The organism is Streptomyces antibioticus, from assembly GCF_002019855.1.
Lineage (GTDB): Bacteria > Actinomycetota > Actinomycetes > Streptomycetales > Streptomycetaceae > Streptomyces > Streptomyces antibioticus_B.
The window spans coordinates 8,002,018-8,026,324 of record NZ_CM007717.1; the positions used below are offsets into that span (position 1 = coordinate 8,002,018).

The 24,307-nt window shown below is 73.6% G+C and carries 22 protein-coding genes and 1 tRNA gene; 19 read left to right on the forward strand and 4 right to left on the reverse strand.

Annotation, left to right across the window (positions count from 1 at the left end; genetic code table 11):
* Positions 1–20 precede the first annotated feature (20 nt).
* The 6 genes from AFM16_RS36115 to AFM16_RS36140 all read left to right on the forward strand — a co-directional run bounded on the left by AFM16_RS36115 (position 21) and on the right by AFM16_RS36140 (position 7,336).
* Positions 21–96 (forward strand) — tRNA-Arg (locus AFM16_RS36115).
* Positions 97–218: 122 nt separating this feature from the next.
* Positions 219–1,352, forward strand: a complete 1,134-nt coding sequence (locus AFM16_RS36120) for a leucine-rich repeat domain-containing protein (RefSeq protein WP_078636502.1) — start codon at positions 219–221, stop codon at positions 1,350–1,352.
* Entirely contained in the window at positions 1,349–3,184 is a 1,836-nt protein-coding gene (locus AFM16_RS36125; RefSeq protein WP_078636503.1) for an ankyrin repeat domain-containing protein, read from the forward strand. The genes AFM16_RS36120 and AFM16_RS36125 overlap by 4 nt, the downstream gene beginning before the upstream one ends.
* Complete coding sequence (locus AFM16_RS36130) at positions 3,181–4,392, forward strand: AAA family ATPase (RefSeq protein ID WP_078636504.1); 1,212 nt, start codon at positions 3,181–3,183, stop codon at positions 4,390–4,392. Before AFM16_RS36125 ends, AFM16_RS36130 begins: the two co-directional genes overlap by 4 nt.
* Positions 4,389–5,591, forward strand: coding sequence for a vWA domain-containing protein (locus AFM16_RS36135; RefSeq protein WP_078636505.1), 1,203 nt, complete (start codon positions 4,389–4,391; stop codon positions 5,589–5,591). Before AFM16_RS36130 ends, AFM16_RS36135 begins: the two co-directional genes overlap by 4 nt.
* Before the next feature lie 401 nt (positions 5,592–5,992).
* On the forward strand, positions 5,993–7,336 hold the full coding sequence (locus tag AFM16_RS36140; RefSeq protein WP_078636506.1) for an NtaA/DmoA family FMN-dependent monooxygenase: 1,344 nt from the start codon (positions 5,993–5,995) through the stop codon (positions 7,334–7,336).
* Here AFM16_RS36140 and AFM16_RS36145 read toward each other — a convergent pair.
* A complete protein-coding gene (locus tag AFM16_RS36145; RefSeq protein ID WP_078636507.1) occupies positions 7,320–8,159 on the reverse strand; it encodes a helix-turn-helix domain-containing protein in 840 nt (279 codons plus the stop codon). The genes AFM16_RS36140 and AFM16_RS36145 overlap by 17 nt on opposite strands.
* 112 nt (positions 8,160–8,271) lie before the next feature.
* On the opposite strand from AFM16_RS36145, the gene AFM16_RS36150 reads away from it, so the two are divergent.
* The 5 genes from AFM16_RS36150 (at position 8,272) to AFM16_RS36170 (ending at position 14,073) form a co-directional block, all read left to right on the forward strand.
* Positions 8,272–8,865 (forward strand): NADPH-dependent FMN reductase, encoded by a 594-nt coding sequence (locus AFM16_RS36150; RefSeq protein ID WP_078636508.1) that lies wholly within the window; start codon positions 8,272–8,274, stop codon positions 8,863–8,865.
* 276 nt (positions 8,866–9,141) lie between these two features.
* Positions 9,142–10,827 carry a hypothetical protein gene (locus tag AFM16_RS36155; RefSeq protein ID WP_167797316.1) on the forward strand — a complete coding sequence of 562 codons (1,686 nt, stop codon included), beginning with the start codon at positions 9,142–9,144 and terminating at the stop codon, positions 10,825–10,827.
* The gene (locus AFM16_RS36160) at positions 10,824–12,086 is read left to right on the forward strand and encodes a hypothetical protein (RefSeq protein WP_078636510.1); all 1,263 of its coding nucleotides are present in this window, start codon (positions 10,824–10,826) and stop codon (positions 12,084–12,086) included. The genes AFM16_RS36155 and AFM16_RS36160 overlap by 4 nt, the downstream gene beginning before the upstream one ends.
* Positions 12,083–12,790, forward strand: a complete 708-nt coding sequence (locus AFM16_RS36165; RefSeq protein ID WP_078636511.1) for a hypothetical protein — start codon at positions 12,083–12,085, stop codon at positions 12,788–12,790. Before AFM16_RS36160 ends, AFM16_RS36165 begins: the two co-directional genes overlap by 4 nt.
* Before the next feature lie 50 nt (positions 12,791–12,840).
* A complete protein-coding gene (locus AFM16_RS36170) occupies positions 12,841–14,073 on the forward strand; it encodes an OmpA family protein (RefSeq protein WP_078636512.1) in 1,233 nt (410 codons plus the stop codon).
* Between the two features lie 24 nt (positions 14,074–14,097).
* On the opposite strand, the gene AFM16_RS36175 is transcribed toward AFM16_RS36170, so the two are convergent.
* On the reverse strand, positions 14,098–14,604 hold the full coding sequence (locus AFM16_RS36175) for a MarR family winged helix-turn-helix transcriptional regulator (RefSeq protein ID WP_245178035.1): 507 nt from the start codon (positions 14,602–14,604) through the stop codon (positions 14,098–14,100).
* Between the two features lie 155 nt (positions 14,605–14,759).
* Between AFM16_RS36175 and AFM16_RS36180 the strand changes: the two genes are divergently transcribed.
* From AFM16_RS36180 to AFM16_RS36195, 4 genes are all read left to right on the forward strand, one after another.
* Positions 14,760–15,476, forward strand: coding sequence for an SDR family NAD(P)-dependent oxidoreductase (locus AFM16_RS36180; protein ID WP_078636513.1), 717 nt, complete (start codon positions 14,760–14,762; stop codon positions 15,474–15,476).
* A 220-nt stretch (positions 15,477–15,696) separates the two neighbouring features.
* Positions 15,697–16,413, forward strand: coding sequence for a DUF4232 domain-containing protein (locus AFM16_RS36185; protein WP_078636514.1), 717 nt, complete (start codon positions 15,697–15,699; stop codon positions 16,411–16,413).
* A gap of 64 nt (positions 16,414–16,477) precedes the next feature.
* A complete protein-coding gene (locus AFM16_RS36190) occupies positions 16,478–17,686 on the forward strand; it encodes a sensor histidine kinase (protein WP_051780179.1) in 1,209 nt (402 codons plus the stop codon).
* A 46-nt stretch (positions 17,687–17,732) separates the two neighbouring features.
* Positions 17,733–18,386, forward strand: a complete 654-nt coding sequence (locus tag AFM16_RS36195) for a response regulator (RefSeq protein WP_037874840.1) — start codon at positions 17,733–17,735, stop codon at positions 18,384–18,386.
* Positions 18,387–18,389: 3 nt separating this feature from the next.
* On the opposite strand, the gene AFM16_RS36200 is transcribed toward AFM16_RS36195, so the two are convergent.
* Complete coding sequence (locus AFM16_RS36200; protein WP_030782358.1) at positions 18,390–19,160, reverse strand: ABC transporter permease; 771 nt, start codon at positions 19,158–19,160, stop codon at positions 18,390–18,392.
* Between the two features lie 66 nt (positions 19,161–19,226).
* Between AFM16_RS36200 and AFM16_RS36205 the strand changes: the two genes are divergently transcribed.
* The gene (locus AFM16_RS36205) at positions 19,227–19,688 is read left to right on the forward strand and encodes a hypothetical protein (RefSeq protein ID WP_143648519.1); all 462 of its coding nucleotides are present in this window, start codon (positions 19,227–19,229) and stop codon (positions 19,686–19,688) included.
* 4 nt (positions 19,689–19,692) lie between these two features.
* Here the strand turns inward: AFM16_RS36205 and AFM16_RS36210 are convergent, their stop codons facing one another.
* Positions 19,693–21,033, reverse strand: coding sequence for an NAD(P)-binding domain-containing protein (locus tag AFM16_RS36210; RefSeq protein WP_078636516.1), 1,341 nt, complete (start codon positions 21,031–21,033; stop codon positions 19,693–19,695).
* Between the two features lie 198 nt (positions 21,034–21,231).
* On the opposite strand from AFM16_RS36210, the gene AFM16_RS36215 reads away from it, so the two are divergent.
* The 3 genes from AFM16_RS36215 to AFM16_RS36225 are packed head-to-tail and all read left to right on the forward strand — an operon-like array spanning position 21,232 to position 24,217.
* Positions 21,232–21,885 (forward strand): TetR/AcrR family transcriptional regulator, encoded by a 654-nt coding sequence (locus AFM16_RS36215; RefSeq protein ID WP_030782353.1) that lies wholly within the window; start codon positions 21,232–21,234, stop codon positions 21,883–21,885.
* Positions 21,882–23,606: a GMC oxidoreductase gene (locus tag AFM16_RS36220; protein ID WP_078636517.1), complete on the forward strand. Its 1,725-nt coding sequence runs from the start codon at positions 21,882–21,884 to the stop codon at positions 23,604–23,606. Before AFM16_RS36215 ends, AFM16_RS36220 begins: the two co-directional genes overlap by 4 nt.
* Positions 23,603–24,217: an acetoacetate decarboxylase family protein gene (locus AFM16_RS36225; protein WP_030782347.1), complete on the forward strand. Its 615-nt coding sequence runs from the start codon at positions 23,603–23,605 to the stop codon at positions 24,215–24,217. Before AFM16_RS36220 ends, AFM16_RS36225 begins: the two co-directional genes overlap by 4 nt.
* Positions 24,218–24,307 lie beyond the last annotated feature (90 nt).

Sequence of the window (24,307 nt, forward strand, 5' to 3'; positions counted from 1 at the left end):
ACCGCTATGATCTTCGCGGCAAGGCTGTAGCGCAGAGGTCGTCGCGCCCAAGCAGCGAGCTGGAGGACGTCGGTTCGAATCCGACCGGTCTTGCCACCCAGTCGTGGAACAGCGCAACAGACGAACAGTGCAACAGACGATGGGCGTCGGTCCTGGGCGGGCGGAGGGCGAGCCGCCCTCGGCGGGCCTGGCACCGGCGACGGACCGGTGGAGTGGTGATGACGCAGCCGACACCCGTACGCTGCCCCGCGATCGAGCACCCGGACATCCCGGTCGGCGACCCCGCCGCACTGGAGCCGCTGCTCGACCGGCTGCGATCGGCACGGCGGGTCGGGACGGACGAGAGCTTCCCCGTCGGCACCCTGCGCGCCGACGGCCGCGTCGACCTGTGCAAGCAGGGCCTCGGCACGGCCGGTGCCGCACGGCTGCTGCCCGTCGCCGCCGCCTCCGCCCACGCCACGCACCTCCTGCTCGGCACCAACACCATCGGTGACGACGGCGCCCGCGCGGTCGCCGACGCCCTCACCGACGGACACGGCCTCCACACCCTGTACCTCGGCTGCAACCGCATCGGCCCCGACGGTGTCACCGTGCTCGCCGACGCGCTGACCGGCGACGACACCGTCCGCGCCCTGTGGCTCAAGCGCAACCCGGCCGGCGACGCCGCCGCCCGCGCCCTGGCCGCGGCGCTCCGCCGCAACACCGCGCTGCGCACCCTCGACCTCGTCAACACCGGGCTGACCTCCGACGGTCTGGCAGCCCTGCTCGACGCCCTCACCGCCCGGCCCCGCCCGGTGGAACGCCTGTTCGTCGGCGGCAACGGCCTCACCGCCGACGCCGCCCCGCTGCTCGCCGCCCTGATCCGGGACGCGGGCGTGCGCGAGCTGTACCTCCCCGCCAACCACCTCGGCGACGAGGGCGCCGCGATCCTCGCCGCCGCGGCCGACCCCGCCCGCCCCGTACGCCTCGGCCTCGGGGGCAACGGCATCGGCCCCGCCGGCGCCCGTGCCCTCGCCGGATCGCTCGCCGGGATCGAGGCCCTCGACCTGGGCCGGCCCATGTCCGAACGCAGCCTCGGCGCCCCCGCCAACACCACCGGCGACGAAGGCGCCCACGCCCTGGCCGCCGCCCTCCCCGGCAGCCCGCTGCGCCGCCTGGAGCTGTGCCACACCGGACTCACCGGGCGCGGCGCGAAGACCCTGCTGGCCGCCGTCCCCGACGGCTCGCCCCTGGAGTACGTCGGCCTCGGCCCCGGCCTGCCCCGCAAGGTGAAGCGGTCCTTCACCCAGCGGCTGCGCGCCACCGTCGGCACACACCCCGACCTGCGTGCGATAGGGAGCGTCTACCGGTGAGCACCCCTGCCGAAGCGCCGTGGCTGCCGCCCGACGAGGCGGCGAGCCGCCGCCGGATCCGCCGGTACGCGGTGCCCCGCCGGATGATCGAGCACGCGACCGAACGCCGGCTGGCCGGTGACTGGCGCGGCGCCTGCGCGGCGGCGAACGTCGACATCACCTTCGACCTGTCCGAGATCGCCGACCACTGCGGCGACGACATCGCCGAACGCCTCACCGACGACCTCCGCCACCTCGCCCCCGATCTGCTGCGCTGGCATCTGCCGCGCGTCCTCGGCGGGCGCACCACCCTCGCCACCGACCTCACGGTCGTCCTCGCCCGCTACCAGCCCGCGCGACCGGGCGAGGGCCCCCGGGCCGTTCCCTATCTGCACCTCACCACGCCCGCGATGACCGAGGGCCCGCAGCGGATCGCCCTGCGCTTCGAGACGGTCCAGGACGAGCAGGCCGCCGGAGTCTTCACGCGCACCACCCAGGACTGGCGCTCCGCCCGGCACCTGTGGGACGCCCGGCACACCGCCGAACTGCGCGAGCGGAGCGGCGGCGACCACGAGCGCCCGCCGTTCTTCCACGCCGACGGCACCCCGCGCGGCGCGGCCGAACTGCCCGCCGCCGACCCCGGCGACCCCGTGGCCCGCGCCGAGTGGACCACCCTGCTGCACCAGCGGGGCGAGTCCCGGGCCGCCCTCGCCGCCGCCGGCATCGAGGCCGACCTGACGCCGCCGGAGACGTCCGGCTGGTACCGGGCCGACCCCGAGCGGCTGATCGCCGGGCTCGCCCTGAACCACACCCGCCTGGAACCGGAACTGCGCCGCCGCGCGGCCGAGGGCCTCGGCGACCGATGCCTGATCGCCGCCGACTGGCGCGTCTCCCTCCTCGTGGAGCCCGCGAGCACCGGCGGACTGCGGCTGCGCCCGGTCGACCGCAAGGGCGTCGAGGGGGTGCCCTTCCTCCCCGAGGCCCTGTGGCGCCGCCTCCCCGACCTGGATCTGCTGCGCGTCGGCGGCGTCGTACCGGAGCATCTGCATCCGCTCGTCCGCGAGGCGCTGTTCCCGGCCCTCGCCGCCCCCGAGGGACCGGCCGGACCGCCGGGACCCGCGGCCCCCGCACCCGTGCGGGTCCGGTGCCGCGGAGAGTGGCACGAGGTGGCCTTCCGGCCCGGCGGCCTGCTGCGGATGCCGCACAGCGACGAGGAACAGCAGCGCGAACGCGCCCTGCGCGCCTTCGGCGGAGAGATCGCCGGATGCTTCGCCGTGGAGCAGACCTGGACCTCCGGAGCGGGCCGGCTGCCCAAGGCGCTGCGCGCCCAGCGCGCCGACCTGTTCCTGCGCGCCCAGCACGGCGACACCGCCGGCGTGCTGGAACTGCTGGACGCGGGCGTCGATCCCCGGGTCCGGGACGCGCACGGCCGCACCCTGCTGCACGTACTGAACCTCCTCGACCACGAGGCGCTGCTGCCGCGGCTGCTGGCCGAAGGGCTGGACCTGGAGGCGTGCGACCAGCGGGGCCGCACACCGCTGTTCGTGGCGGCCAACGACCTCGGCTCGAAGGCCCTGGTCCGGGCGCTCGTCGCCGCGGGCGCCCGGCTCGACGTCACCGACGACACGGAACTGTCGCTCGCCCAGATCGTCCGCCGCTACAAACGGCCCGACCTGGCCTTCCTCCGCAAGCGCGTCCAGGCGGAACACCCGGGCATCGGCGCCGACTGGTGGGACCGGTGGATGGAGGAGGAACCGGAGGCGTACGACACGGACGACCCCGACGACGCCTATGAGTCCGACGAACCCGCCGACGCCTACGAGTCCGACGACGAGGAAGAGCCGACCTCTTGAGCACGCCCCGTACCGCCGCCACCGCGCCGCCCGGCCCGCTGGCCGCCGCGGACGACCTCAACCGCAGGCTGCGCACCCATCGGACCGAGCCCGCCGCCAACCCCCAACTGGAGGCGCTCGCCCTCGCCGTGACGGCCAATCAGCCCGTCCTGCTGTGGGGCGAGCCGGGCATCGGCAAGTCGGCCGGCCTGGAGCAGCTCGCCACCGGACTCGGGCTGCCGCTGGAGACCGTCATCGCCAGCGTGCACGAGCCGTCCGACTTCGCCGGACTGCCCGTCGTCGGCGACGACCCGGCCGTGACCGGGGTGCCGATGGCGCCGCCGGACTGGGCGGTCCGCCTCGCCCGGGCCGGACAGGGCCTGCTCTTCTTCGACGAGCTGTCCTCCGCCCCGCCCGCCGTGCAGGCGGCCCTGCTGCGGGTGGTCCTCGAACGCCGGGTCGGCAGCCTGGTGCTGCCGGAGGCGGTCCGGATCGTCGCCGCCGCCAACCCGCCCTCCAGCGCCGCGGACGGCTGGCACCTCAGCCCGCCGCTCGCCAACCGGTTCGTCCACCTCGACTGGACCCACGACCCCCGCACGGTCGCCCGCGGCATGGCCGGCACCTGGCCGGAGGTGACCGTCCCCGTGGTCGACGCCGGCAAGGTGCCCGGTGCGGTCGCCCGCGCCCGCGGCGCGATCTCCGGCTTCCTCACGGCCCGGCCCGGCCTGGTCCACCACATCCCCGCCGACGCCGAGAGCCGCGGCCGGTCCTGGCCGTCCCCGCGCACCTGGGAGATGGCGCTCAGGCTGCTCGCCGCCGGATACGCGGCCGGGGCCGGCCGCGAGGCGCTGGCCGCCGCGCTCACCGGCGCGGTCGGGGACGGCGCGGGCATCGAGCTGCTGTCGTACCTCGAACACCTCGACCTGCCCGACCCCGACCGGGTCCTCGCCGACCCGGACGCCTTCGCGCTGCCCGACCGCGGCGACCGGCAGCTCGCGTTCCTCATCGCGGTCGTCGCCGCCATCCAGAGCGACCTCACCCGGCCCCGCTGGGAGGCCGGCTGGGCCGTCCTGGCCAAGGCGGTCGACGCGGGCGTGCCCGACGTGGCCGCCCGGGCCGCCACCGACCTCGCGGCGATGCGCCGGCTCGACTGGCCCGTCCCGCCCGGCATCGACGGCTTCCTCGGTCTGCTCCAGATGTCCGGAGCCCTGCCGGGCGGCGCACGGTGACCCGTCCGGGGCCGGCCGGGGAGGCCGGCCGCGCCCTGGACCGCACCAAACTGCTCGCCGCCCGCTACAAGGCCGCGCAGGACCGGCCCTATCTGGCGTCGGCGCTGTACGCCCTGACCGTCGTCCCCAGCACCGAGGTGCCGACGATGGGCGTGGACCGGCACTGGCGCTGCTACGTGTCGCCCGCCTTCGTCGACGCGACGCCGGTGCCCGAACTGGCGGGCGTGTGGGTGCACGAGGCGGCGCACCTGCTGCGCGACCACCACGGCCGGGCGGACCGGCTCCCCGCCGCCGTCCAGCGCGACCCGTACCGCGTCAACGTCGCCCAGGACTGCGAGATCAACGACGATCTCCTCGCCGACGGCCTGCGGCTGCCCGAAGGACGCATGGAACCCGGCCGATTCGGCCTCCCCGAGGGCCAGTTGTTCGAGGCGTACGTCGACCTGCTGCCGGCCGGGGTGACGACCCCGGACTGCGGCTCGGGCGCCCACGGACGGCCCGCGCCCTGGGAACTCCCCGACTCCGCGGGCCCCGCACGGCTCGGCGAGGTCGAGGCACAGGCCCTGCGGAGGCAGACCGCCGAGGCGATGCGCGCACATCAGCGCACCCGGGGCAACCTCCCCGAGGGCTGGCGGCGTTGGGCCGAGGAGGTCCTGGAACCCACGGTGGACTGGCGGCGCGCCCTGACCGGCGCGGTCCGCGAGGCCGCCGCGTGGGCCGCAGGCGCCGTCGACTACACCTACCGCCGCCCCTCGCGCCGCACACCGGCGCTGCGCGGGGTCGTCCTGCCCAGCCTGCGCCGCCCGTTGCCGCGGGTGGCCGTCGTCATCGACACCTCAGGATCGATGGGCGACGCCGAACTGGCCGCCGCCCTGGGCGAGGTGACGGGCGTCCTGCGCGAAGTGGGCATCCGGGGCAACCGCGTGACCGTCCTCGCCTGTGACGCCGACGTGCACGCCGTGACCCGGGTGGTGGCCACCGAACAGATCACCCTGGGCGGCGGTGGCGGCACCGACATGCGCGTCGGTATCGCCGCCGCCCTCGCGGCCCCCGAACGCCCGGGCATCGTCGTCGTCCTCACCGACGGATTCACGCCCTGGCCCGAGGGGAACCTCCCCTGCCGTCTGATCGCCGCCCTGATCGGCCCGGCCGCGCCCGAGCCGCCGAAGTGGGTGGAGACGGTGCGCATTCCCGTCTGACGTACGGCGTGACGGCCGTCTCCGCCCGGTTCGGGGGAGCGGGCGGCCTTGCCGCGGTCGCGGCGGCGGGAGATCATGGGTGCGCTTGACGCGCGCCGCGGCACTCACGCCCGCGCCGCCGCCGATCCGGAGGGGAGCCACGGTGGGGACAGCACCCGTCCGGCCGGCCCTCTCCGCGGCCCTGTCTCCCGGGTGGACCAAGCGCCGGCACGTCGATCTGTGCCGGACCCACACCGCGCTCTGTCGCTGACCTGACTGTTCCGGCTTTCTCCGGCGGTCCCGCACGGGATCCGCCATGTCCCGCATGTCCCGCATGTTCTGGATGTCCCGCCGTGCGTGACCGTGTCCGCGCGGGCGGTCGACCCGGGACGACACCGACACCCTTGAGAAAAGGACGAGTTGTGAGCGTGCAGCAGCCCAGGACGCTGAAGACCGTGACCGGAGCCGGCGGCACGTCGGAGACCTACGACCTCGCGGTCGACCCGACCCGGTCCACCCTCGACACCGCCGTACGGGTCGCGAAGCTCGCCGAGGCGGCGCGCATCGACGCCCTGTTCACCGCCGATCTGCTGCGCTTCGACGCCCAGGGCGCGATCGGCTCGCAGGAACCCCTGGTCCTCGTCTCGGCGTTGAGCCAGGTGACCTCACGGATCGGCCTGATCGCCACCGTGTCGTCGACCTTCCACCACCCCTTTAACCTGGCCCGGTTGTTCGGCACCCTCGACCATGTGAGCAACGGGCGGGCGGCCTGGAACCTCGTGACCTCCTCGGTCGGCGAGGAGAACTACGGAAATGGTGAACTCCCCAGCCCCGAGGAGCGCTATGCGCGCGCCGCCGAGACGCTGGAGGTGGTCAACGCGCTGTGGGACAGTTGGCAGCCCGACGCGCTGACCGTCGGCGCCGACGGGAAGGCGGTGCTGCACCGCGACCGGGTGCACCCGGTCCACCACTCAGGCCGGTTCTTCGACGTGGCCGGACCGCTCAACATCCCGCCCCTGCCGCAGCGTCGCCCGGTGCAGATCCAGGCGGGACAGTCCGAGGCGGGCACCGCGCTGGGCGCCCGCTACGCGGAGATCGTCTTCACCTCGCTGCCGACGCTCGACCACGCCCTCGACTTCACGCGCAGGATCCGCGGCCAGGCGCGGCAGTTCGGCCGGGCGGACGGACTGCCGCTGATCTTCAGCTCGTTCCACGCCACGTTCGGCGCGACGGAGGAGGAGGCGCGGCGGCTGGTGCGTGAGCGGCGCGAGGCCATCGACTTCGAGCGCGGCCGTCACCAGGTCGCCGACATGCTCGGCGGCGGCGTCGACCTGTCGGACCTGCCGCTCGACAAGCCGTTGCCGGAGAGCCTGTTGCCGGAGATCACCTCCGTGAACCGGCGCCGTGGCCGGGTCGACATCTTCGCCGGGTACGTCCGGCAGGGCTACACGCTGCGTGAACTCGTCGTCGCCGCCCAGGACACGGGACACTGGGCCGCCTCGGGAACCCCCGAGCAGCTCGCCGACGCGGTGGAGGAACGGTTCCGGGCGGGCGTGCTGGACGTGATCTCGCTCAGCGGTCTCGCCGACCCGCGCCAGCACGACTTCATCGTCGACGGCCTTCTCCACGAGCTGCGCAGGCGGAAGATCGTCGCCCCCGACTACACGGGGACGACCCTGCGCGAGAACCTGGGCCTCGAACTCCCGCCGCGGCCCTCCCGGGCCGACGCCGGGGGCGCCGTCCCGCACCCTACGACACGGCGCTGAGCCCGCCGTGCGCGCGGCGGCGGAGACGGTCGACGGCCTCGGCCGTCTCCGCGTCCGCCGCCAGATGGACGACCAACTGCTGCCCGTCCGAGGCGAGTTCGAGGGTCTCGCGGTGCAGCCGGAGCCTGCATCCGGTCGGGTGGTCAAGGCGGAGAACCTGGTCGCGCGGTACGGCGTGCCGGTTCACGCGCCGGGTGAAGTCAGGGCCCGCGACGGCAGCCAACTCCGCCGTGAACCAGGCGAAGTTCTCGACGGCGGGGCCATGCCACAGGCCGAACACCCGCTCGTCGGCGATGTCGTCCCAGTCGGGGAAGAGCGCACGGGCGCGCGGGTCGGTGAAGACGTACCGGGTGAGGTTGGGGCGGTCGGTGTCGAACAGACCGGTGTCGGCCAGCACCGCCTCGAACGCGTCGGTCCGGGCCAGCACGTCGCCCAGCCGGTTGGTCACCAGGGCGAGGCCCGGCTCCAGCAGCCGCAGCGTCTCCAGCACCGACGGGCGCACGTCCCGGCCCGGCGGCTGCGGCCCGCGGCCGAGGGCGGAACACTCACCGCCGGTGATCTTCGTGAGGTGGCGCAGATGGTCGCGCTCGGCGGCGTCGAGACTCAGCGCGTCGGCCAGCGCGTGCACCACCGCGATCGACGGGTTGCGGTCCCGCCCCTGCTCGATGCGCGTCAGATACTCCACGCTGATGCCGGCCCGGGCGGCGAGGTCGATGCGCCGCAGTCCGGGTGAACGGCGGCGGCCGCGGTCCGGCAGCCCCAGCGACTCGGGCTGGATGCTGTCCCGCTTGGCCCTGATGAAATCCCCCAACGGCGTACCCATGACCCGAGGATATGGGCCGCCGGGGCGAGCGGCGCGGGCTCAGCGTGGCCCCACGAGGGCCAGCCTGGCCACGGCCTGGCTGCGACCGGGGCGCGGCCCGATCGTGGAGGTCATGAAGAGCGCACACAACCTCGCCGTCATCGTCGGAAGCGTCCGCGAGAACCGGTTCGGACCGACGGTCGCTTCCTGGGCCGCCGAACAGGCCGCGGCCCACGGGGGATTCGAGGTCCACACCGTCGATCTTGCCGACTACGACCTCCCGTTGGCACTGCCCGACGCCTCCCCGAAGCACGCGGGCGACGACTACCCCCGCCCCGCCGGTATGGCCCCGCTGACCGCGGCCCTGACCCGCGCCGACGCCTTCCTCGTCGTGACACCCGAGTACAACCACAGCTACCCCGCCTCCCTGAAGGCCGCCGTGGACTGGCATTTCACCCAGTGGGCGGCCAAGCCCGTCGCCTTCGTCAGCTACGGCGGTGCCGCGGGCGGACGTCACGCGGTGCTGCATCTGGAGAACGTGCTGAGCGAACTGCACGCCGTGACGATCCGCGACGGCCTCGCCTTTCCCCTCCTCTACACGGAATGGCGGGACGGCAGCCCCGTCGACCCGGACGCCCCCGGCTACGCCAAGACGATGCTCGACCAACTGGCCTGGTGGGCAGGGGCCTTGCGCACGGCCCGGGAGGCGATTCCCTATCCGGCGTGACGTCACGACTCCCGCACGGGCGGGAATTCGCCCCGTACCGCCGCCAGTAGCGTGAGCACACGGCGCGGAGGCATGACGGGGGGCTTCCGGACGCCGCGTCCTTCCCACGCCACGGTGCGACGGTGCAGGCCCCTCGCGCGCAGCCGTCCGTGCCTCGGGCACGCCTGAAGAACCCCCGGCGGGAGGCTCCGTATGCCGCCGTCGTCGTTCCGACCATCGTTCGCAACCCGTACCCGAACCTCCAGCGCCGAACTGCACGCCGAGCGCCGCCGGTCGGTGACGGCTCGCGTCGCGGCGCTGGCGCCGGATCCGGCCAGGCCCGTCCCCGGTGTCGTCGTGGAACTGCGCGAGGCCGTCGTGCTCGCGCGCTACGAGGACGCCGCCGCGTCGGGCCTGGAACGGCGGCTGCACGGCGCCCTGCCCGAACCGCCGTCCCCCGACCCGCCGGACGCCGATCCCCGTCGCCCCGGCGGAGCCTGGCGGTGGCTCTCCGAGACCCTCGACCGGGGCGTCAAACTGAGCACCGTAGAGGCCGCGTTGCTCGCCATGGCGGCCAGGGGCGAGCCGCACGGCGTCGAACTGTCCGGCACGCTGATGGCGACCGGCATCGGCGATCTGCACGCCGTGCACGCCGAGTTGTCGCACGCCGGCGAGGCGGCCGTCCACTATCTGCGTGACGTCGTGGCACACACCGACTACCTGGACCATGCGTGGGACGTCCTCCAGGAGCAGGCGCTGCCCACCCTCGTGGACACCGTCAAAGGGCTGCTGCACATCAGCGCCGAGGCGGACGTGTCGCTGGGCGGACTCGTCTCCCGCGCCCTGCACGACCAGGCCCTCGGTGTCGGCAAGACCCTTTTCGAGGAGTTCCTCCACCATCCGCTGGGCGAGGACATGACGGCCCACCTCGATCTCGCGGCCCAGCACGGCCTGGACGCCCTGGAACACATGGGCACGGGCGTGCTCCACGCGATCACCGACTCCGGGATCCCCTTCTTCGGACTGCTGTTCTCCTCGGCCCGGGAGTTCCGCAAGGTGCGGCGAGGCGAGATCGACATGTGGCTGGCGGCCCAGCACGTCGTGGAGGACACGGCGTCCGCCGCGATCGGCGCCCACGCCGGCATGATCGTCGGCGCCGCGCTCGGACTCTCCGGCGTCGGCCTGTTCGTGGCGCCGGTCGTGGGCGCCGCGGTCGGCCGCTTCGTCATGCACTGGATTCGCGGCCTCGCCGAGGACGACCCGGGCACCAGGATGCCCGCCCTGGCCGCAGCCTACGACGAGGCCCTGAGTGCCCATCAGAAGGCCGTCGAGCACTCCCTCAGAACCCGCATCGACGAAGCCCACGCCTCCTACTCCGCCGGTTCCGAACCCGTCCCGCGCCTCGACGCCTCGGCCGTACGGGCCAGGGTCCACACGGCCGTGGAACGCCAACTAGCCGACGTCACGGGCGTACTGGGCGAGGCGCGGTCGTACATGGAAGACACCGATGACGCCGTGTTCCGGGTGAAAGTGGAGCAACTGCGCGTCCAGGCCCGGCGCTGCCGGGACGACGTGGCGCGCTCGCACCGTATGGCTTCGGCCGGGGACCACCTCACGGCGCTCACCGTCCTGCTCGACAACGTCCCGCCCGCCACGGAGGAGGGCGTCGAGGACGGCGCGCACCCCGAGGACGCCCGATACCGTGCGGCGCTGCTCGCCGAGGCGACCGAGCTCCAGCGGCTGCGCCACGAGCACCGCGAGGCCGTGACCCGGTGGATGACGCGCGGTGCCGCCGGGCAACGGGAGGTCATGCTCGCCCTCGAACAGCACCACAAGCGGGACACCGAGGACACCGAGGACGCGCTGCGACAGGCCGGCGACGCACTCGGCGAGGCCCTGAAGGCGCTGCCGCCACCGTCCCGACCTGACGAAGAACCACCGCGGCCCGGCGAGGGGCCCGGCGGGACGAAGGGACACCGATGACGACCTTTCCCCGGCGCACCGTTCCGACGTACACCGCCGACGGCAGCGAGCAGGTGGCCGCGCTGCTCGCCGCGGAGCGCGCCGTCCGCTCCGAAAGCCCCACCCCCGGCGAGTACTTCGCCGTCGTCACCGTCGTCAGCACCGACACGGTCGGCGAACTCGCGGCCGCAGACCCCCTGATGGACGCCCAGCGGACGCTGCTCGCCGAGCACCGGCGCTGGCATGCGGCCGACGACGCCTTCCGTATCTGGGCGAGGGACCCGCGCCCCGCGATCCGGCGGGAGACGGCGTACGAGGCCGAACGCGCCCGCGCCGCCGAGGAACGCGCCGCGGACCGCGGTCCGGCCGCCCTGTTCACCCTGCCCCGGCATCTGCTGATCGTCACCGAACTGATCCTGGTGCTCACCGAGTTCCTGTTCTGGCTCAACGCCTTCACGTTCGGCGACGCGACCGGCGGACTCGACCTGCGCGGCTACGCACTGGCCGCCGTGATCCCCGTGAGCAGCGTGCTGGCGGTGCGGGTGGCGGGCGCGCTGTGCCGGCCGTTCGCCGCGCGGCTCGGCAGCTCCGGCGGCGACGGGGCGACCCGTCCCCGCCCCTCGCCCGTCGGCCCGGCGGCCGCCCTGCTGGTGGCTCTGGGCCTGATCGCGGTGACCTGCCTGCTCACGGCCCAGCGCCTCGACGGCTCGTCCGCCTTCGCCGCGTTCGGGGACCTCAGCCCCAGCGGGCCACTGGTCGCCCTCGTCTTCGCCGGACTGCTCCTGGCCGACCTCCTCGCCCGGATCTTCGGACGCGAGCGGAATCGGGACGCGGTGGAGACGGCCCGGGACAAGGAGGTGCGTGCTGACGACAGCAGGGAGCACCGCCTGCGCGGCGACTGGCGGAGCGCCCGAACGGCCTACGAGGAAGCGGGTATCGAGCTGGACCGGCTCGTGAACGACCTGATGGTGACGGCCGTGGGCAGCCGGGCCGCGGCCGCCGCACTCATCCTCGCCGAACGCTCCCGGCACAAGCCGCCCGTGTCGGGCGAGGAGGACAGCGGCCTGTCCGCCTCCTCCCACCCCGACGGTGATCCGCGACTGCACATCGCGGGACTTGACGTCCCCGACGTGGCGTTCCGCCATGTGCGGGCCGCGCGGGCGCTGCGGGCGCGACTGGAGGGGGAACTGCCGCGGGCGCTCCCGCCCCAGGGGGCCGGCGGAGCGGGCGGTACGGAGGACACCGGAACCCCTGACGACGGCTTCGGGAGCGACCGGTGAGCCCGGGCGGCGCTCCCCGGCTGGCGGTGCACGCCCGTCTCGCGCGATCGAAGCGGCTGGCGGGAGCGCGGTCCGTGGAGCTGCCGGCGGCCCCGCTCCCCGCCCGCCTGGTCTGCGCCCGCCTCGGCGGCGAGCCGTTCGGCCCGCCGCTGCGTCTCGTCGTGGCGCTGGACGTCTCCCTGTCGTCCCTGCGCGCGCTCCCCGCCGCCGCGCCCGGACTCGACGCGTTCGCCGTCTGGCTCGGCGGTGAACTGCGGGACGACGACGAACTCGCCGTGGTGGACTTCGCGGAGACCGCCCGCGTCCGCCTCGAACCGGCCCCGATCGGACGGCCGTTCGCCCTGCCCGCCCCGCTCGGGCCCGAACTCGGCCACACCGCATCGACGCTGGACGCCCTGACCGGGCCGGTCGGGGCCCTGTGCGCCGTCGACCGGGACACCGTCCTGGTGGTCCTGAGCACGGGGGAGCTGACCGGGCTGCCCGACCACAACTCCGGTGGCGACACTGACCACTTGGCGCTCATCGGGCTGCGCGCGGTCCGTATGCCCGCCTTCCACCGCTCCGGCCTCGGCCGGGTCCCCGGCTGGGACCCGCCGCACGGCCCCGCGCCGCGCGTCTACGACGGCCGGGACGCGGAGGACGTCGCGCTCGCCCTCGGGGTGAGCCTCGCCGCACTGACCGGGCGGCCGTTGGTCGTCCGCTGAGGCCGCCCGGACATTCGGGACACGAGTGGATCCACTAGGGGGAGCGAGAAGTGAAGAGGACGACACCGCGCCGGACGGCCGTCCTGGCGGCGGCGCTGCTGATGGCGTCGGCGCTCGCCGGCTGCCAGGACGAGGGCGGCGGCGACAACACGACCGTACAGAACAACGTGGACGACAAGCAGTGCGCGGACGTACGGAACGCCGAGCAGCCCGCGTCGGCGAAGACGGTCGCCCTGATCGGCGACGTCACCGCGTCCGTCCGTGCCCACGAGGTCGCCCCGCCGGGGGCGGCGGACGTCCTGACGGTGGCGCAGAAGGAACACGCGCGCGTGACGTTCGTCCCCGTCGACGGCACGGACGCCGTCCGTGATCCGGTCGCCGGGTACAGCCTCGACCCGCTGCCGGACAACCGCTCGGCGTTCGCGAACCGTGTCCGGGCGGCCGCCGTCGCCTGCGCCCGCCGCGACGCCCGGGGGAGCGCCCTGCGCCCGCGGAAGCCGGGCAGCGATCTGCTGACCGCCCTGGCCACCGCGGCACGGGAACGCCCCTCCTGGATCGTGATCGACTCCGACGGCATCTCCACCGCCGGTGCCCTGGACCTGGCCGACACGGGATACGACGTGTCCCCCGACGACCTCGTGGCCCAGCTCCGGGAGAGCGGCTCGCTGCCTCGGCTGCCGGAGGGGGTGCGGGTGACCTGGCTGTCGCTCGGCAGCAGCAGCGTCCCGCTGGGCACCGCCCAGGTCGAGCAGTTGCGTGCTCTGTGGCGTGCCCTCCTGACGGCGTCCGGGGTGTCCGCGGACGACATCGAGTTCGACGACCGCGCGGCACCGGCGGCCACCGCCACGCCGTCCGGCGGGACCGATGGTTCCGGTCTGCCGCAGGACACCGTCCCGGAGCCGAAGGTCGTCTCGCTGAACGACGGTTGGGAGATCCCCGCCGCGCTGCTGTTCGCCCCGGAGAGCGCCCGGCTGCTGCCGTCGACCGAGACCACGCTCCAGGACGTCGCCGACCGGATCCGGGCCGCCCCCGGCGCCCGGCGCTACACCGTGACGGGTCACACCGCCGCGTACGGCACCGCGGCGGGCCGGCGCACCTTGTCCGTCCAGCGGGCGACGGCGGTACGCGACGCGCTGGTCCGGCTCGGCGTCCCACGGGACCGGCTCACCGTGCGGGGCGTCGGCGCGACGCGGCCCAAACGCCCGGAGATCCTCCCCGACGGCACCCACGACCTCTCGGCGGCCCGCGAGAACCGGCGGGTCGTCATCGAACCGATCTCCTGAGACCGGGACTTGGGCTCTCTCACGTCACGACTGGGCGGTGCGTCGCCGTACATCGGTCATCAGCTTCCCCAACAGCCCGATGAGGACGTCGCGTTCGTCCGCCGACAGATCGCTGACGAGTGTGGCCTCGCGGCCGAGGACGGCGTCGACGGACTGTTCGATGAGGGCGTGGCCGTCGGCCGTGAGCGACACCTCCACGGACCGGCGGCCGGTGGTCCCCGCCGCCCGCCGGACCAGACCGTCCCGTTCGGCTCGGGCGACGCGTTGCGAGACCGCGCCGGCGGTCACCAGCGTCCGCCGGGCGATCTCGCGCGTGCTGAGCGAGTAGGGTGGCCCGGAACGGCGGATGACGGAGAGCAGGTCGAGCGTCGCCGCGTCGATGCCCGCCTCGCGCAGCACCCGGCCGCGGTCGTCGGCGAACAGCTTCCCCAACCACCAGATGGGCGTGACGATCTCGATCGACTCGGTGGGTGTGCCCGGCCGCTCCCGCCGCCACGCCGCGGCGATCTCCGCGGGCGGGTAGGAGGGCACCTGCTCTTCGGGTACGTGCTCTTCGGGTACGTGGCTTTCGGGCACGTGCTCTTCGGGTACGGCGCCGCTGTCGTCCACGGTGGAATCCCTCCGCACGGAATCGGTTCGGCTATGTTTAGGTCTAAACGTAGCAGCGAGGCCTGGAGGAGGAACCCTTGACCCGCACCGTGCTCGTCACAGGAGGAACCAGCGGCATCGGCCGTGCCGTCGCGGCCCGGTTCGCCGCCGACCGGGCGGAGGTGTACATCACCGGCCGCCACGCCGACACCGTCGAACGGGCGGCGAAGGAACTGGGCGTGCACGGCGTGACCTGCGACGCGACCGACCCCGGGCAGGTCGCGGCACTCGCCGCCCGGTTCGACGCGCTGGACGTCCTGGTGAACGCGGCCGGCGGTCTGCCCGGCCCGGCACCCGGCGATGTCCCGCCCCTGGAAGGGGTGTTGGCGCAGTGGCGGGCCAACCTCGCCCAGAACCTGCTCGGCGCGGTGCTGACCACGGCCTCCGTACAGGACAAGCTCGGCCCGGGTGGCACGGTCCTCAGCATCGGGTCGATCGGCGCCGAGCGCCGGGGCGGCTCCTACGGCGCGGCGAAGGCGGCACTGGCCGCGTGGAGCGCCTCGCTCTCCAGTGAACTCGGCCCCCGCGGGGTCACCGTCAACGTGATCTCCGCGGGCTACATCGCCGGAACCAACTTCTTCCAGGGGCAGATGACCGACGAGCGCCACGCGTCGCTGGTGGGGGAGACGCACGACAAGCGCGCGGGCACGGTCGACGACATCGCCGAGACGGCCCACTTCCTCGCCTCGCCGGGCGCCCGGCACATCACCGGCCAGACCATCCACGTCAACGGCGGTGCCTTCACCACGAGATAGCGCCCTCAGGGACCGGGTCAACCGCAGGACGACCCCGCCGTCGGTCCACGGTCTACGTGAACGCCGTTCCCGACGCCCGAAGTCGACGGCGTCTCCGGCTCCGCGGCGGACGCCGTCGGCACCCTCGCTCTCCTAGCCTCGACGACATCGCGGGGGCGACAGACGTCGCCCACCGAGAGTCGAGTACGGCCGGGACCAGCCGGCCACGGGGGAAAACATCATGCGTACCGATGCCTGCGACAACCGCACGACACCCAGGAAGACCAAGGGCCCCAGGACGAACGGGGGTTGGAGGTCCTACGCCGTGGGGGCCGCCGCGGTCGCCGCGGCGTTCGCCGCCACGGCGTGCGAGCCCGACACGACCGACGGCGCCGGCTCCACTCCTTCGGGCCGGCCGAGCGCGTCGAGTCCGGCGAAGCCGAGTGACTCCGGTGGTGACAACTCGGGGGGCACCACCGGTGGCGGCGGGAACGGCGGCGACAGCGCCGCCGTTCCCGACTGCGCCGAGGAGGACCTCTCGTTCGGCACCACCCTGGAGGACGGGAAGGGAGAGGTCCCCAAGCATCTCCTGATCGCCGTCACCAACGCGGGCGACAAGAAGTGCGCCGTCCACCACTACCCGTACCTCTTCCTCGGCGACTACGCCGAGGCCCGGTACCCGATCGACGTGTACGAGGACAGCGACCCCGGGGAGGGCCCCGTCGTCCTCGCACCCGGGGACGAGGCGTACGCCGCGCTGCTCGCCTCCGGTGTCCCCATGGACCAGTACGAGACGGACTCGGTCACCCTTCTCCTGCACGGACGTGAGCACGGCAGTGACGGGAGCGGGCCGATCGGCGTGGACCTGCCGGGGGTGGTGGCGTTCGACGACGGCGCCCGGGTCACGTACTGGACGACCGCGTCCGGCTTCGCGCTGGACTTCATCATGGACTCCTGACGGCCGGGGGCCGCGACTCCGCGTGGGGGCGGATCAGTTGAGAACCGTCGTCTACCATGACCGGATGCCCGCGACGCAGGCCCTCCGCCCGCGCCCGGCCCACGTGGCCCTCGCCGCCGGCTTCGCCGTCGCCGGCTGTCTGGCGGGCGCCTTCTACCATCCGGCGCCGTGGCGGCCGTTCGACCTGTGGGCCCACCTGCTCACCCTGCTGATCGCCCTCCCGCTCGCGCTGCGGGAGAACCGGCCGTTCGCCGTGCTCGTGGTCACGGCGGCGGGCTTCGCCGGTTATCTGCTGCTCGGGTATCAGCCCTCGCTCAACTTCTGGGTCCCGGCGGTGGCGTTCGTCTCCGTCGCGGCCCGGGCGGCCCGCGCCCGCATCGTCTGCGGGGCCGCGCTGCTCACCGCCGTCATCGCGCTCAGCGGGGTGTGCGGGCGGCTGCCCTGGCCGGTCGTGGCCGTACAGGCGCTGATCGTGCCGGCCGTCGCCTTCGCCGTCGGACTCACCCAGCGCCGACTGGCCGCGCGCAACGCCGAGTTGCGGCGGCTGACCGCGCTGCTCGACCGGCAGCAACGCCAGGAGGCCCGGCGGGCCGTGCTGGACGAGCGGTTCCGGATCGCGCGCGAGCTGCACGACACGATCTCGCAGCACATGACGATCGTCACCCTCCAGACCGGTGTGGCCGAGTACCTGTTCCACGCCGACCCGCCCGCCGCCCGTACGGCCCTCGGCACCGCCGCCGCGGCCGGACGGGAGTCGCTGGACGAACTGCGCCGACTGCTGGTCGTCCTGCGCACCCACGACCTCGGCGGCACGCCCGGCGCGGAGGATCCGGCCGACCTGCTTCCCGACGACCCGCTCCCCGACGACCTGTTGGCCGACATCGGCCGTATCCCCGCGCTCGCGGAGCGCCTGGAGGCGGCCGGCCTGCACGTCGGGATCCGGTTCACAGGTGAACGCAGACCCCTGCACCCCGGGCTCGAACTGTGCGCCTACCGCGTCGTCCAGGAAGCTCTCACCAACGTCGTCAAGCACTCCGGATCGGGTACGGCCGACGTCGAAGTCCGCTACCTGGACGACGAATTGCGCGTCACGGTCCTCGACCGGGGAGGCCCGCTTCCGGCCACGACGGGCGGCGGTTCCGGACACGGTTTGATCGGAATGCGGGAACGGGCCAAGATGTGGCACGGCTCGCTGACCACCGGTGCGCGCCCGGGAGGCGGATACCAGGTACAGCTACGACTCCCCCTGGGGCAGGACCGGGACGGCGGCTGATCCGAGACCCGAGCAGTGAGCATCTCCGAGGAGCGCTGTGGCCCGCATCCTGGTCGTGGACGATCAGCACCTCATCCGCTCCGGCATCGTGACGCTGCTGCGCACCGTGGAGGGGCTGGGCCCGGTCCTGGAGGCGTCGGACGGTGAGGAGGCCGTCGCCGCCGCGCGCGAACACCGCCCGGATCTGATCCTCATGGACATCAAGATGCCCCGGCTCAGCGGACTCGCGGCCGCCGAGCGCATCCTCGCCCTCGGCCTCGACCCGGCGCCCCGCATCGTCGTCCTCACCACCTTCGACGAGGACGAGTACGTCTACGCCGCCCTGCGCGCGGGCTGTAGCGGCTTCCTCCTCAAGGACATGCCGCCGCAGCAGCTCCTCAGCGCCGTCACCGCGACCCTCTCCGCCGACCTCCTGGTGGCCCCGGCCCGCGTCCGGCGGCTGGTCGAGCAGCATGCCGTACGGCAACAACGGTCCCGTACCGGGGGCGACGCGACGAGCGTGCTCACGGACCGCGAGGCCGAGGTGCTCGGGCTCGTCGCCAAGGGTCTCGCCAACGAGGAGATCGCCGACCGTATGAGCGTCAGCGAGTCGACCGTCAAGACCCACCTGCACCGCGCGATGACCAAGCTGAACCTCCGCAGCCGCGCCCAGGCGGTCGTGTTCGCCTATGAGTCGGGTATCGCACAGGTCGGCGATTGACGCTCACCGGTGGATCCGTCGGCGGGCGATCAGTTCGAGGGTGAGGGCCACCGCGAGCGCCTCCACCGCGAGCAGGGCGATCAGCACGAAGACCTGCACGGCACCGGCCAGCACCGGTGAGGCTCCGCCGAGCAGCATGCCGACGAACGCCCCCGGCAGCGTGACCAGCCCGACGGTGCGGGTCTGGTCCAGGGCCGGCACCAACGCCTCCGACGCGGCACCCCGAGCCACTTCGAGCCGCGCCTCACGCTCCAGCAGGCCCAGCGCGAGGCCGGCTTCCACCTCTCCGTGCCGCTGGGCGAGTTCGTCCAGACCGCGCCGACCCGCCAGCACGGTCGCGGTCAGCGCCCCGCCCATGAGAATGCCGGTCACGGGAACGATGGCGATCCCGGGCACGGGCAACAGCCCGCCGATCACAAGTCCCGCCACGACCGGCGCCACCGGAACGGCGATCGGCAACGCCGCCCACCACCACGTCGAGTTACGGGTGATCCGCCGACCCGCCGTCCGGGTCGCGACGCCGAACATCAGACACAAGAACCCGACGAGCGCCGCGGTATGCCCCACCGCCCACCCGATCACCAGGGATACGGCGGCCAGTTGCGCGGCGGCCCGCACCCCGGCCGCCACGATCTCCCACGCCCGCCCGAACGACGCGTCCGGCGCCAGCCGAAACACCACGGCCACCCCGGCGGCGGCGACCAACAACACCACCAACGCGACACCGAGCCGCAGATCGACGGGCAACAAGGTCTCCGCGGCAAGGACATGCATCCACGGACACTACCCACCGCACCAGGAGCCCTACGCGGCGGCCGACGGCCCCCTATCGTGGTGACGATGGACTGGATGGCTCTCGCGAGCACCCTGGCCGGCGGCGCGATCGCCACGGTGTCCGCCGGGTACCTCGACCGCCGACGGTGGAGACGCGACCGGATCGACCAGCGCACCGAGGCGCGCCGCGCGCTCTACGGCGACTACCTGGCCGCCCTGTCCCAGGCCAGGCTGACCTTCAGCCGCCTCTCGCGGGACACGGGCGCCTCCGACACGGAGCGCGGCAAGGCCGCCTGGGACGCCTTCGACCCGTGTTCCGGGTTCCGCCATCAGATGACGATCTCCGCCCCCGGCAGCGTCGTCGCGCCGTCCGAAGAGCTGTACCGCATCCTGCGCGACCTCCGGAACGCCATGGCCGAGGGCCTCCTCCTCGAAGACGGCGCCTACGCGGAACACCGCGTCCGGTACGACACCGCGCTCGACGCCCTCAGAGCCGCCATGCGCGACGACCTCGAGGCCGGACCGTAGACCGTCACCGCAGGCCACCCCGCACCGCGCCCCGCCCCCGCACCGCCCCCCGCCTCCGCTCCCTCCTCAGCTCCCGCAGATACGCCTGGGCATCCACCTGGATGGTGTGGCGGGTGGACGCCACGTAACGGCGGGCCGTTCGGGTGCGGTAGGTGTGGATCTCGGCGTGCATGTGCTCGCGGTCGGGGAGGGTGCAGTGGCCCTGGAGCAGGTCGGCGACCCAGTGGGACTGGGCCTCCGCCAGGGGCATGATGGCGCCGAGGGGCTGGACGAGGCCGATGAAGTACAGGCCGGGGCGGTCGGGTGCGGCGACCCGGCGGTAGAGGGCCGGGTTGTTGTCCCGGAGGCCGAGCACGCCGTCCGCCAGGAAGGGGAACGAGATGTCGTACCCCGTGCAGTAGATGATCGTGTCGATCTCCTCCACGCTGCCGTCCTCGAAGAAGACATGACCCTCATCCGCCTTGTTCGGCGCGGGCTTTACCGTGATGTCGCCGTGCGCGAGCCGGGACAGCAGGTCGTCGGAGATCGTCGGGTGGGCGGCCAGAACGCGGTGGGCGGGAGTGGGCAGGCCGTAGTCCGCCAGCCGGCCGCGGCTCAGGCGGAGCAGGAGGTGGAGGCCGCGGTCCTGGACCGCGAGGGGCGCCCTGGCCAGCCAGGAGTGCGTGAGGTGATCGGTGGGGACGCCGAACAGATGCTTGGGCACGATGTGCGCGCCCCGGCGCATCGCGAGATACGTCCGCCGGGAGACGCGCGAGGTCTCCACGGCGATGTCGCACGCCGAGTTGCCGATGCCCACCACCAACACCCGCCGGTCGGCCAACGGTTCGGGTGTGCGGTAGTCGTGCGAGTGGAGTTGGGCGCCCACGAAATCCGACGACCCCGGGATGCCCGGCCGGGGCCAACGGGGCTTCCAGTGGTGGCCGTTGGCGACGAGTACGGCGTCGTACACCCCCCGCTCCTCCTCGTGCGTGTCGCGATGGCGTGACGTCACCACCCACCCGTCCCCGTCCTGGACGACCTCGGTCACCTCGGTGCGGAAGCGGATCGACGGCCGCAGCCCGAAGTGCTCCACGAACGCGTCGAAGTAGCGCGCGATATGCGCGTGCCCCGGGTAGACCGGATACGCGTCCGACATGGGGAAACTGGCGTACTGCATGATCTGCCGGGACGTGTTGATGTGCAGCGAGCGGTACGCCGACGACTGCCCGTTGTCGTTCAGGTAGCGCCAGTTGCCGCCCACGTCCGAGCCCAGCTCGAAGCAGTCGTAGGCGATGCCCCGCTCCGCCAGGACCTGACACGCGGTGATCCCGGAAGAACCGGCCCCGATCACACACACCTTCTGCATGCCGACCTCCTCATGACCACCCGGTCATATCGGGGGCCGGTCACAGGCTGGGCGTATCCGTCGCCTCCTGTCAACGGGCGCGGCGTGGCACCGAGCCCCTCAACAGCCTTCTGTCGCAAGGCCGTTGACTTCCCGCACCCGCCGCCCCCACCATGACCGGGCGGTCACATGACCGTCCGGTCATACGGAGGAGTGTCCATGCCCACGCCCACCTGGACCAGGCTGTCGCCGGCCCGCCGCGAGCGCGTCCTGGTCGCCGCGATGGACGAGTTCGGCACCCACGGCTACTCCACGGGCAGCCTGAACGTCATCGCCCGCGAGGCCGGCGTCGCCAAGGGCTCCCTCTTCCAGTACTTCTCCGGCAAGCTCGACCTCTTCACCTACGTCGCCGAACAGACCTCGCTGCGCATCTACGCCCGGATGCGGCGCTGGCTCGACGGCTACGACGGGAGCACGGACTTCGCCACCCATCTCGTCGACGCCCTGGAAGCCTGGCTCGACTACTTCGCCGGACACCCTCTGGAGCGCGGGGTCACCGCCGCCACCAACATGGAGATGGACCCCGCGGTCCGGGACGCGGTCCGCGCCCCCGTGGACGCCCTGTACCAGGCCGGCCTCCGCCCCCTCCTCGAACGCGCCGTCGCGGCACGGGACTTGAGGAAGGACGCCGACCTGGACGCCCTCCTCTCGCACCTCCTCGTCCTGCTGCCCCACCTCGCGCTCGTCCCGCACGTCCCCGGCCTCGACGGCCCCCTTCCGCTCACCGGCGTCCACCCCCAGGTGCGCCGCGAGAACCTCGAACGTCTCATCACCCCGCTGCTCGCCGACTTCAGAGCGAGAGACGACCGATGACCCCCGCCCAGGACCCGCACGACTACGACGTCCTCGTCATCGGCTCCGGCTTCGGCGGCAGCGTCAGCGCCCTCCGGCTCACCGAGAAGGGCTACCGCGTCGGCGTCCTGGAAGCCGGCCGGCGCTTCGCCGACGCCGACTTCCCGCGCACGTCCTGGCGGGTGCGCAGGTACCTCTTCGCACCCCGCCTCGGTTGCACCGGCATCCTGCGCGCCTCCCTGCTCGGCGACATCCTCGTGCTCAGCGGCGCCGGCGTCGGCGGCGGATCGCTTGGCTACGCCAACACCCTCTACGAACCCCCGGACGCGTTCTACGAGGGCTCGCGCTGGGCGGCCCTCACCGACTGGCGCCGCGAACTGGCCCCCTACTTCGCCCAGGCACGCCGGATGCTCGGCGTCACCCCCAACCCGCTGTTCACCGAGGCCGACCTGCTGCTGAGGGACACCGCACGCGACCTCGGCCGCGAAGACACCTTCCGACCCACCCCCGTCGCCGTCCACTTCGGCCCGCCCGGCGCCGAACCCGGCACCTCCGTACCCGACCCGTACTTCGGCGGCGCCGGACCGGACCGCACCACCTGCGTCAACTGCGGCGCCTGCATGACCGGTTGCCGTCACAACGCCAAGAACACCCTGCCCAAGAACTACCTCGGCCTGGCCGAACGCGCCGGAGCACACGTCATGGAACGCCGCACCGTGACAGGCGTCCGCCGCGCGGGCGACGGCTGGGCCGTCACCTCGGTCCACACCGGCGCCGTCCCCGGCCGACGGCGGCGGACCCTCACCGCACGGCACGTGATCTTCGCGGCCGGCGCCCTGGGCACCCAACGGCTGCTGCACACCCTGAAGGACGACGGTTCGCTCGCCGGAATCTCACCCCGGCTCGGCCTGCTGACCCGCACCAACTCGGAGGCCATCCTCGGAGTCCGCGCCCGGGAACGCGACGCGGACTACTCCCGCGGCGTCGCCATCACCTCCTCCGTCCACCTGGACGACACCACGCACGTCGAGCCGGTGCGCTACGGCCGCGGCAGCAACCTCCTCGCCCTGCTCGGCGCGATGCTCGTCGACCCGGTGCCGGGACGATCCCGCCTCCTCGTGGGACTCGCCGCCATGGCGCGCGGCGCCCGCCGTCTGCCCGCCGTCCACAGTCCGCGCCGCTGGTCGCAGCAGACCGTGGTGCTGCTGGTCATGCAGACGGTGGACAACTCGGTCACCACCTACCTGCGACGCGGCCCGACCGGCCGCCGCCGCCTCACCAGCCGGCCCGGCGAGGGCGCGCCCAACCCGACCTGGATCCCCGCGGGACACCGCGCCGCCCGCACGGCCGCCGCCCGCATCGACGGACAGGCGTGCGGCACCTGGGCCGACCTCTTCGACGTACCGACCACCGGACACCTGATCGGCGGCTGCACGATGGGCGAGACCCCCGACACCGGAGTCGTCGACCCCTACCACCGCCTCCACGGCCACCCGGGGCTGCACGTGATCGACGGCTCCACCGTCTCCGCCAACCTCGGCGTCAACCCCTCGCTCACCATCACCGCCCTCGCCGAGCGGGCGACCGCCCTGTGGCCCAACCTGGGGGAGACCGACCCCCGCCCCGCACCCGGACTCCCGTACCGCCCCGTCGCACCCGTCCCGCCGCGCCGCCCCGCCGTCGCGGCCACCGCCCCCGCCGCCCTGCGCCTCCCCCCACCCCACGGAACGGACGCGGTATGACCGCCTACCCGGACGAGCCCTGGCACCTGGCCGGACAGATGTACCTGTCCCTGTGGGCCGTACGACGTGCCGCGATTCCCCCCGTCACACCCGGCCTGCGCCCCCTGACCGTCGCGGGCCGAGGACTGGTCGGCGCCGCCTGGGTCGTCTACGAGAACGACAGCGTCCTGCACTACACCGAACTGCTGCGGGCGGTCCTGGTGCGGGACGGCGCCCGGCCCCGGGTCTGCGTCACCGACATCTGGGTCGACAGCGAGGCGTCCATGGCGGGCGGCCGTGCCCTGTGGGGCATCCCCAAGGAGATGGCGGCCTTCGACGCGGAGCGAACGGACGACGGCGCGTCCTTCACCGCCCGGACCGGGCAAGAGGTGCTCGCGACCGGCCGCTGCACCGAGCGGGGACGCCTGCCCGGGCGCTGGCCGCTGGCCTACAAGGTGGCGCAGAGCCTCGACGGCCGGATCAGGACCAGCCCGGTGCGCAGCCGCGCCGAGCTGCGACGGGCACGCGCCGAATGGACGGCACCGGCCGGCAGCCCGCTCGCCGCACTCGGCGGCCGGCCCCCGCTGATCAGTCTCACCCTGCGCGACTTCACCCTGCGCTTCGGCGGCTGAACGCGCCACGGCCGACACGCCAACGGCCTTACGCCTCCGCCGAGTTCGACCGCGAGCGGCTCAGACATCACTGTTTCCTCCCCACAGAAA

What these genes read in the sequence shown, in the direction of transcription:
- AFM16_RS36120 (WP_078636502.1), top strand. Translation starts at nt 219, where the DNA reads ATGACGCAGCCGACACCCGTACGCTGCCCCGCGATCGAGCACCCGGAC.
- AFM16_RS36145 (WP_078636507.1), bottom strand. Translation starts at nt 8,159, where the DNA reads ATGGGTACGCCGTTGGGGGATTTCATCAGGGCCAAGCGGGACAGCATC.
- AFM16_RS36150 (WP_078636508.1), top strand. Translation starts at nt 8,272, where the DNA reads ATGAAGAGCGCACACAACCTCGCCGTCATCGTCGGAAGCGTCCGCGAG.
- AFM16_RS36160 (WP_078636510.1), top strand. Translation starts at nt 10,824, where the DNA reads ATGACGACCTTTCCCCGGCGCACCGTTCCGACGTACACCGCCGACGGC.
- AFM16_RS36185 (WP_078636514.1), top strand. Translation starts at nt 15,697, where the DNA reads ATGCGTACCGATGCCTGCGACAACCGCACGACACCCAGGAAGACCAAG.
- AFM16_RS36190 (WP_051780179.1), top strand. Translation starts at nt 16,478, where the DNA reads ATGCCCGCGACGCAGGCCCTCCGCCCGCGCCCGGCCCACGTGGCCCTC.
- AFM16_RS36200 (WP_030782358.1), bottom strand. Translation starts at nt 19,160, where the DNA reads ATGCATGTCCTTGCCGCGGAGACCTTGTTGCCCGTCGATCTGCGGCTC.
- AFM16_RS36205 (WP_143648519.1), top strand. Translation starts at nt 19,227, where the DNA reads ATGGACTGGATGGCTCTCGCGAGCACCCTGGCCGGCGGCGCGATCGCC.
- AFM16_RS36210 (WP_078636516.1), bottom strand. Translation starts at nt 21,033, where the DNA reads ATGCAGAAGGTGTGTGTGATCGGGGCCGGTTCTTCCGGGATCACCGCG.
- AFM16_RS36215 (WP_030782353.1), top strand. Translation starts at nt 21,232, where the DNA reads ATGCCCACGCCCACCTGGACCAGGCTGTCGCCGGCCCGCCGCGAGCGC.
- AFM16_RS36220 (WP_078636517.1), top strand. Translation starts at nt 21,882, where the DNA reads ATGACCCCCGCCCAGGACCCGCACGACTACGACGTCCTCGTCATCGGC.
- AFM16_RS36225 (WP_030782347.1), top strand. Translation starts at nt 23,603, where the DNA reads ATGACCGCCTACCCGGACGAGCCCTGGCACCTGGCCGGACAGATGTAC.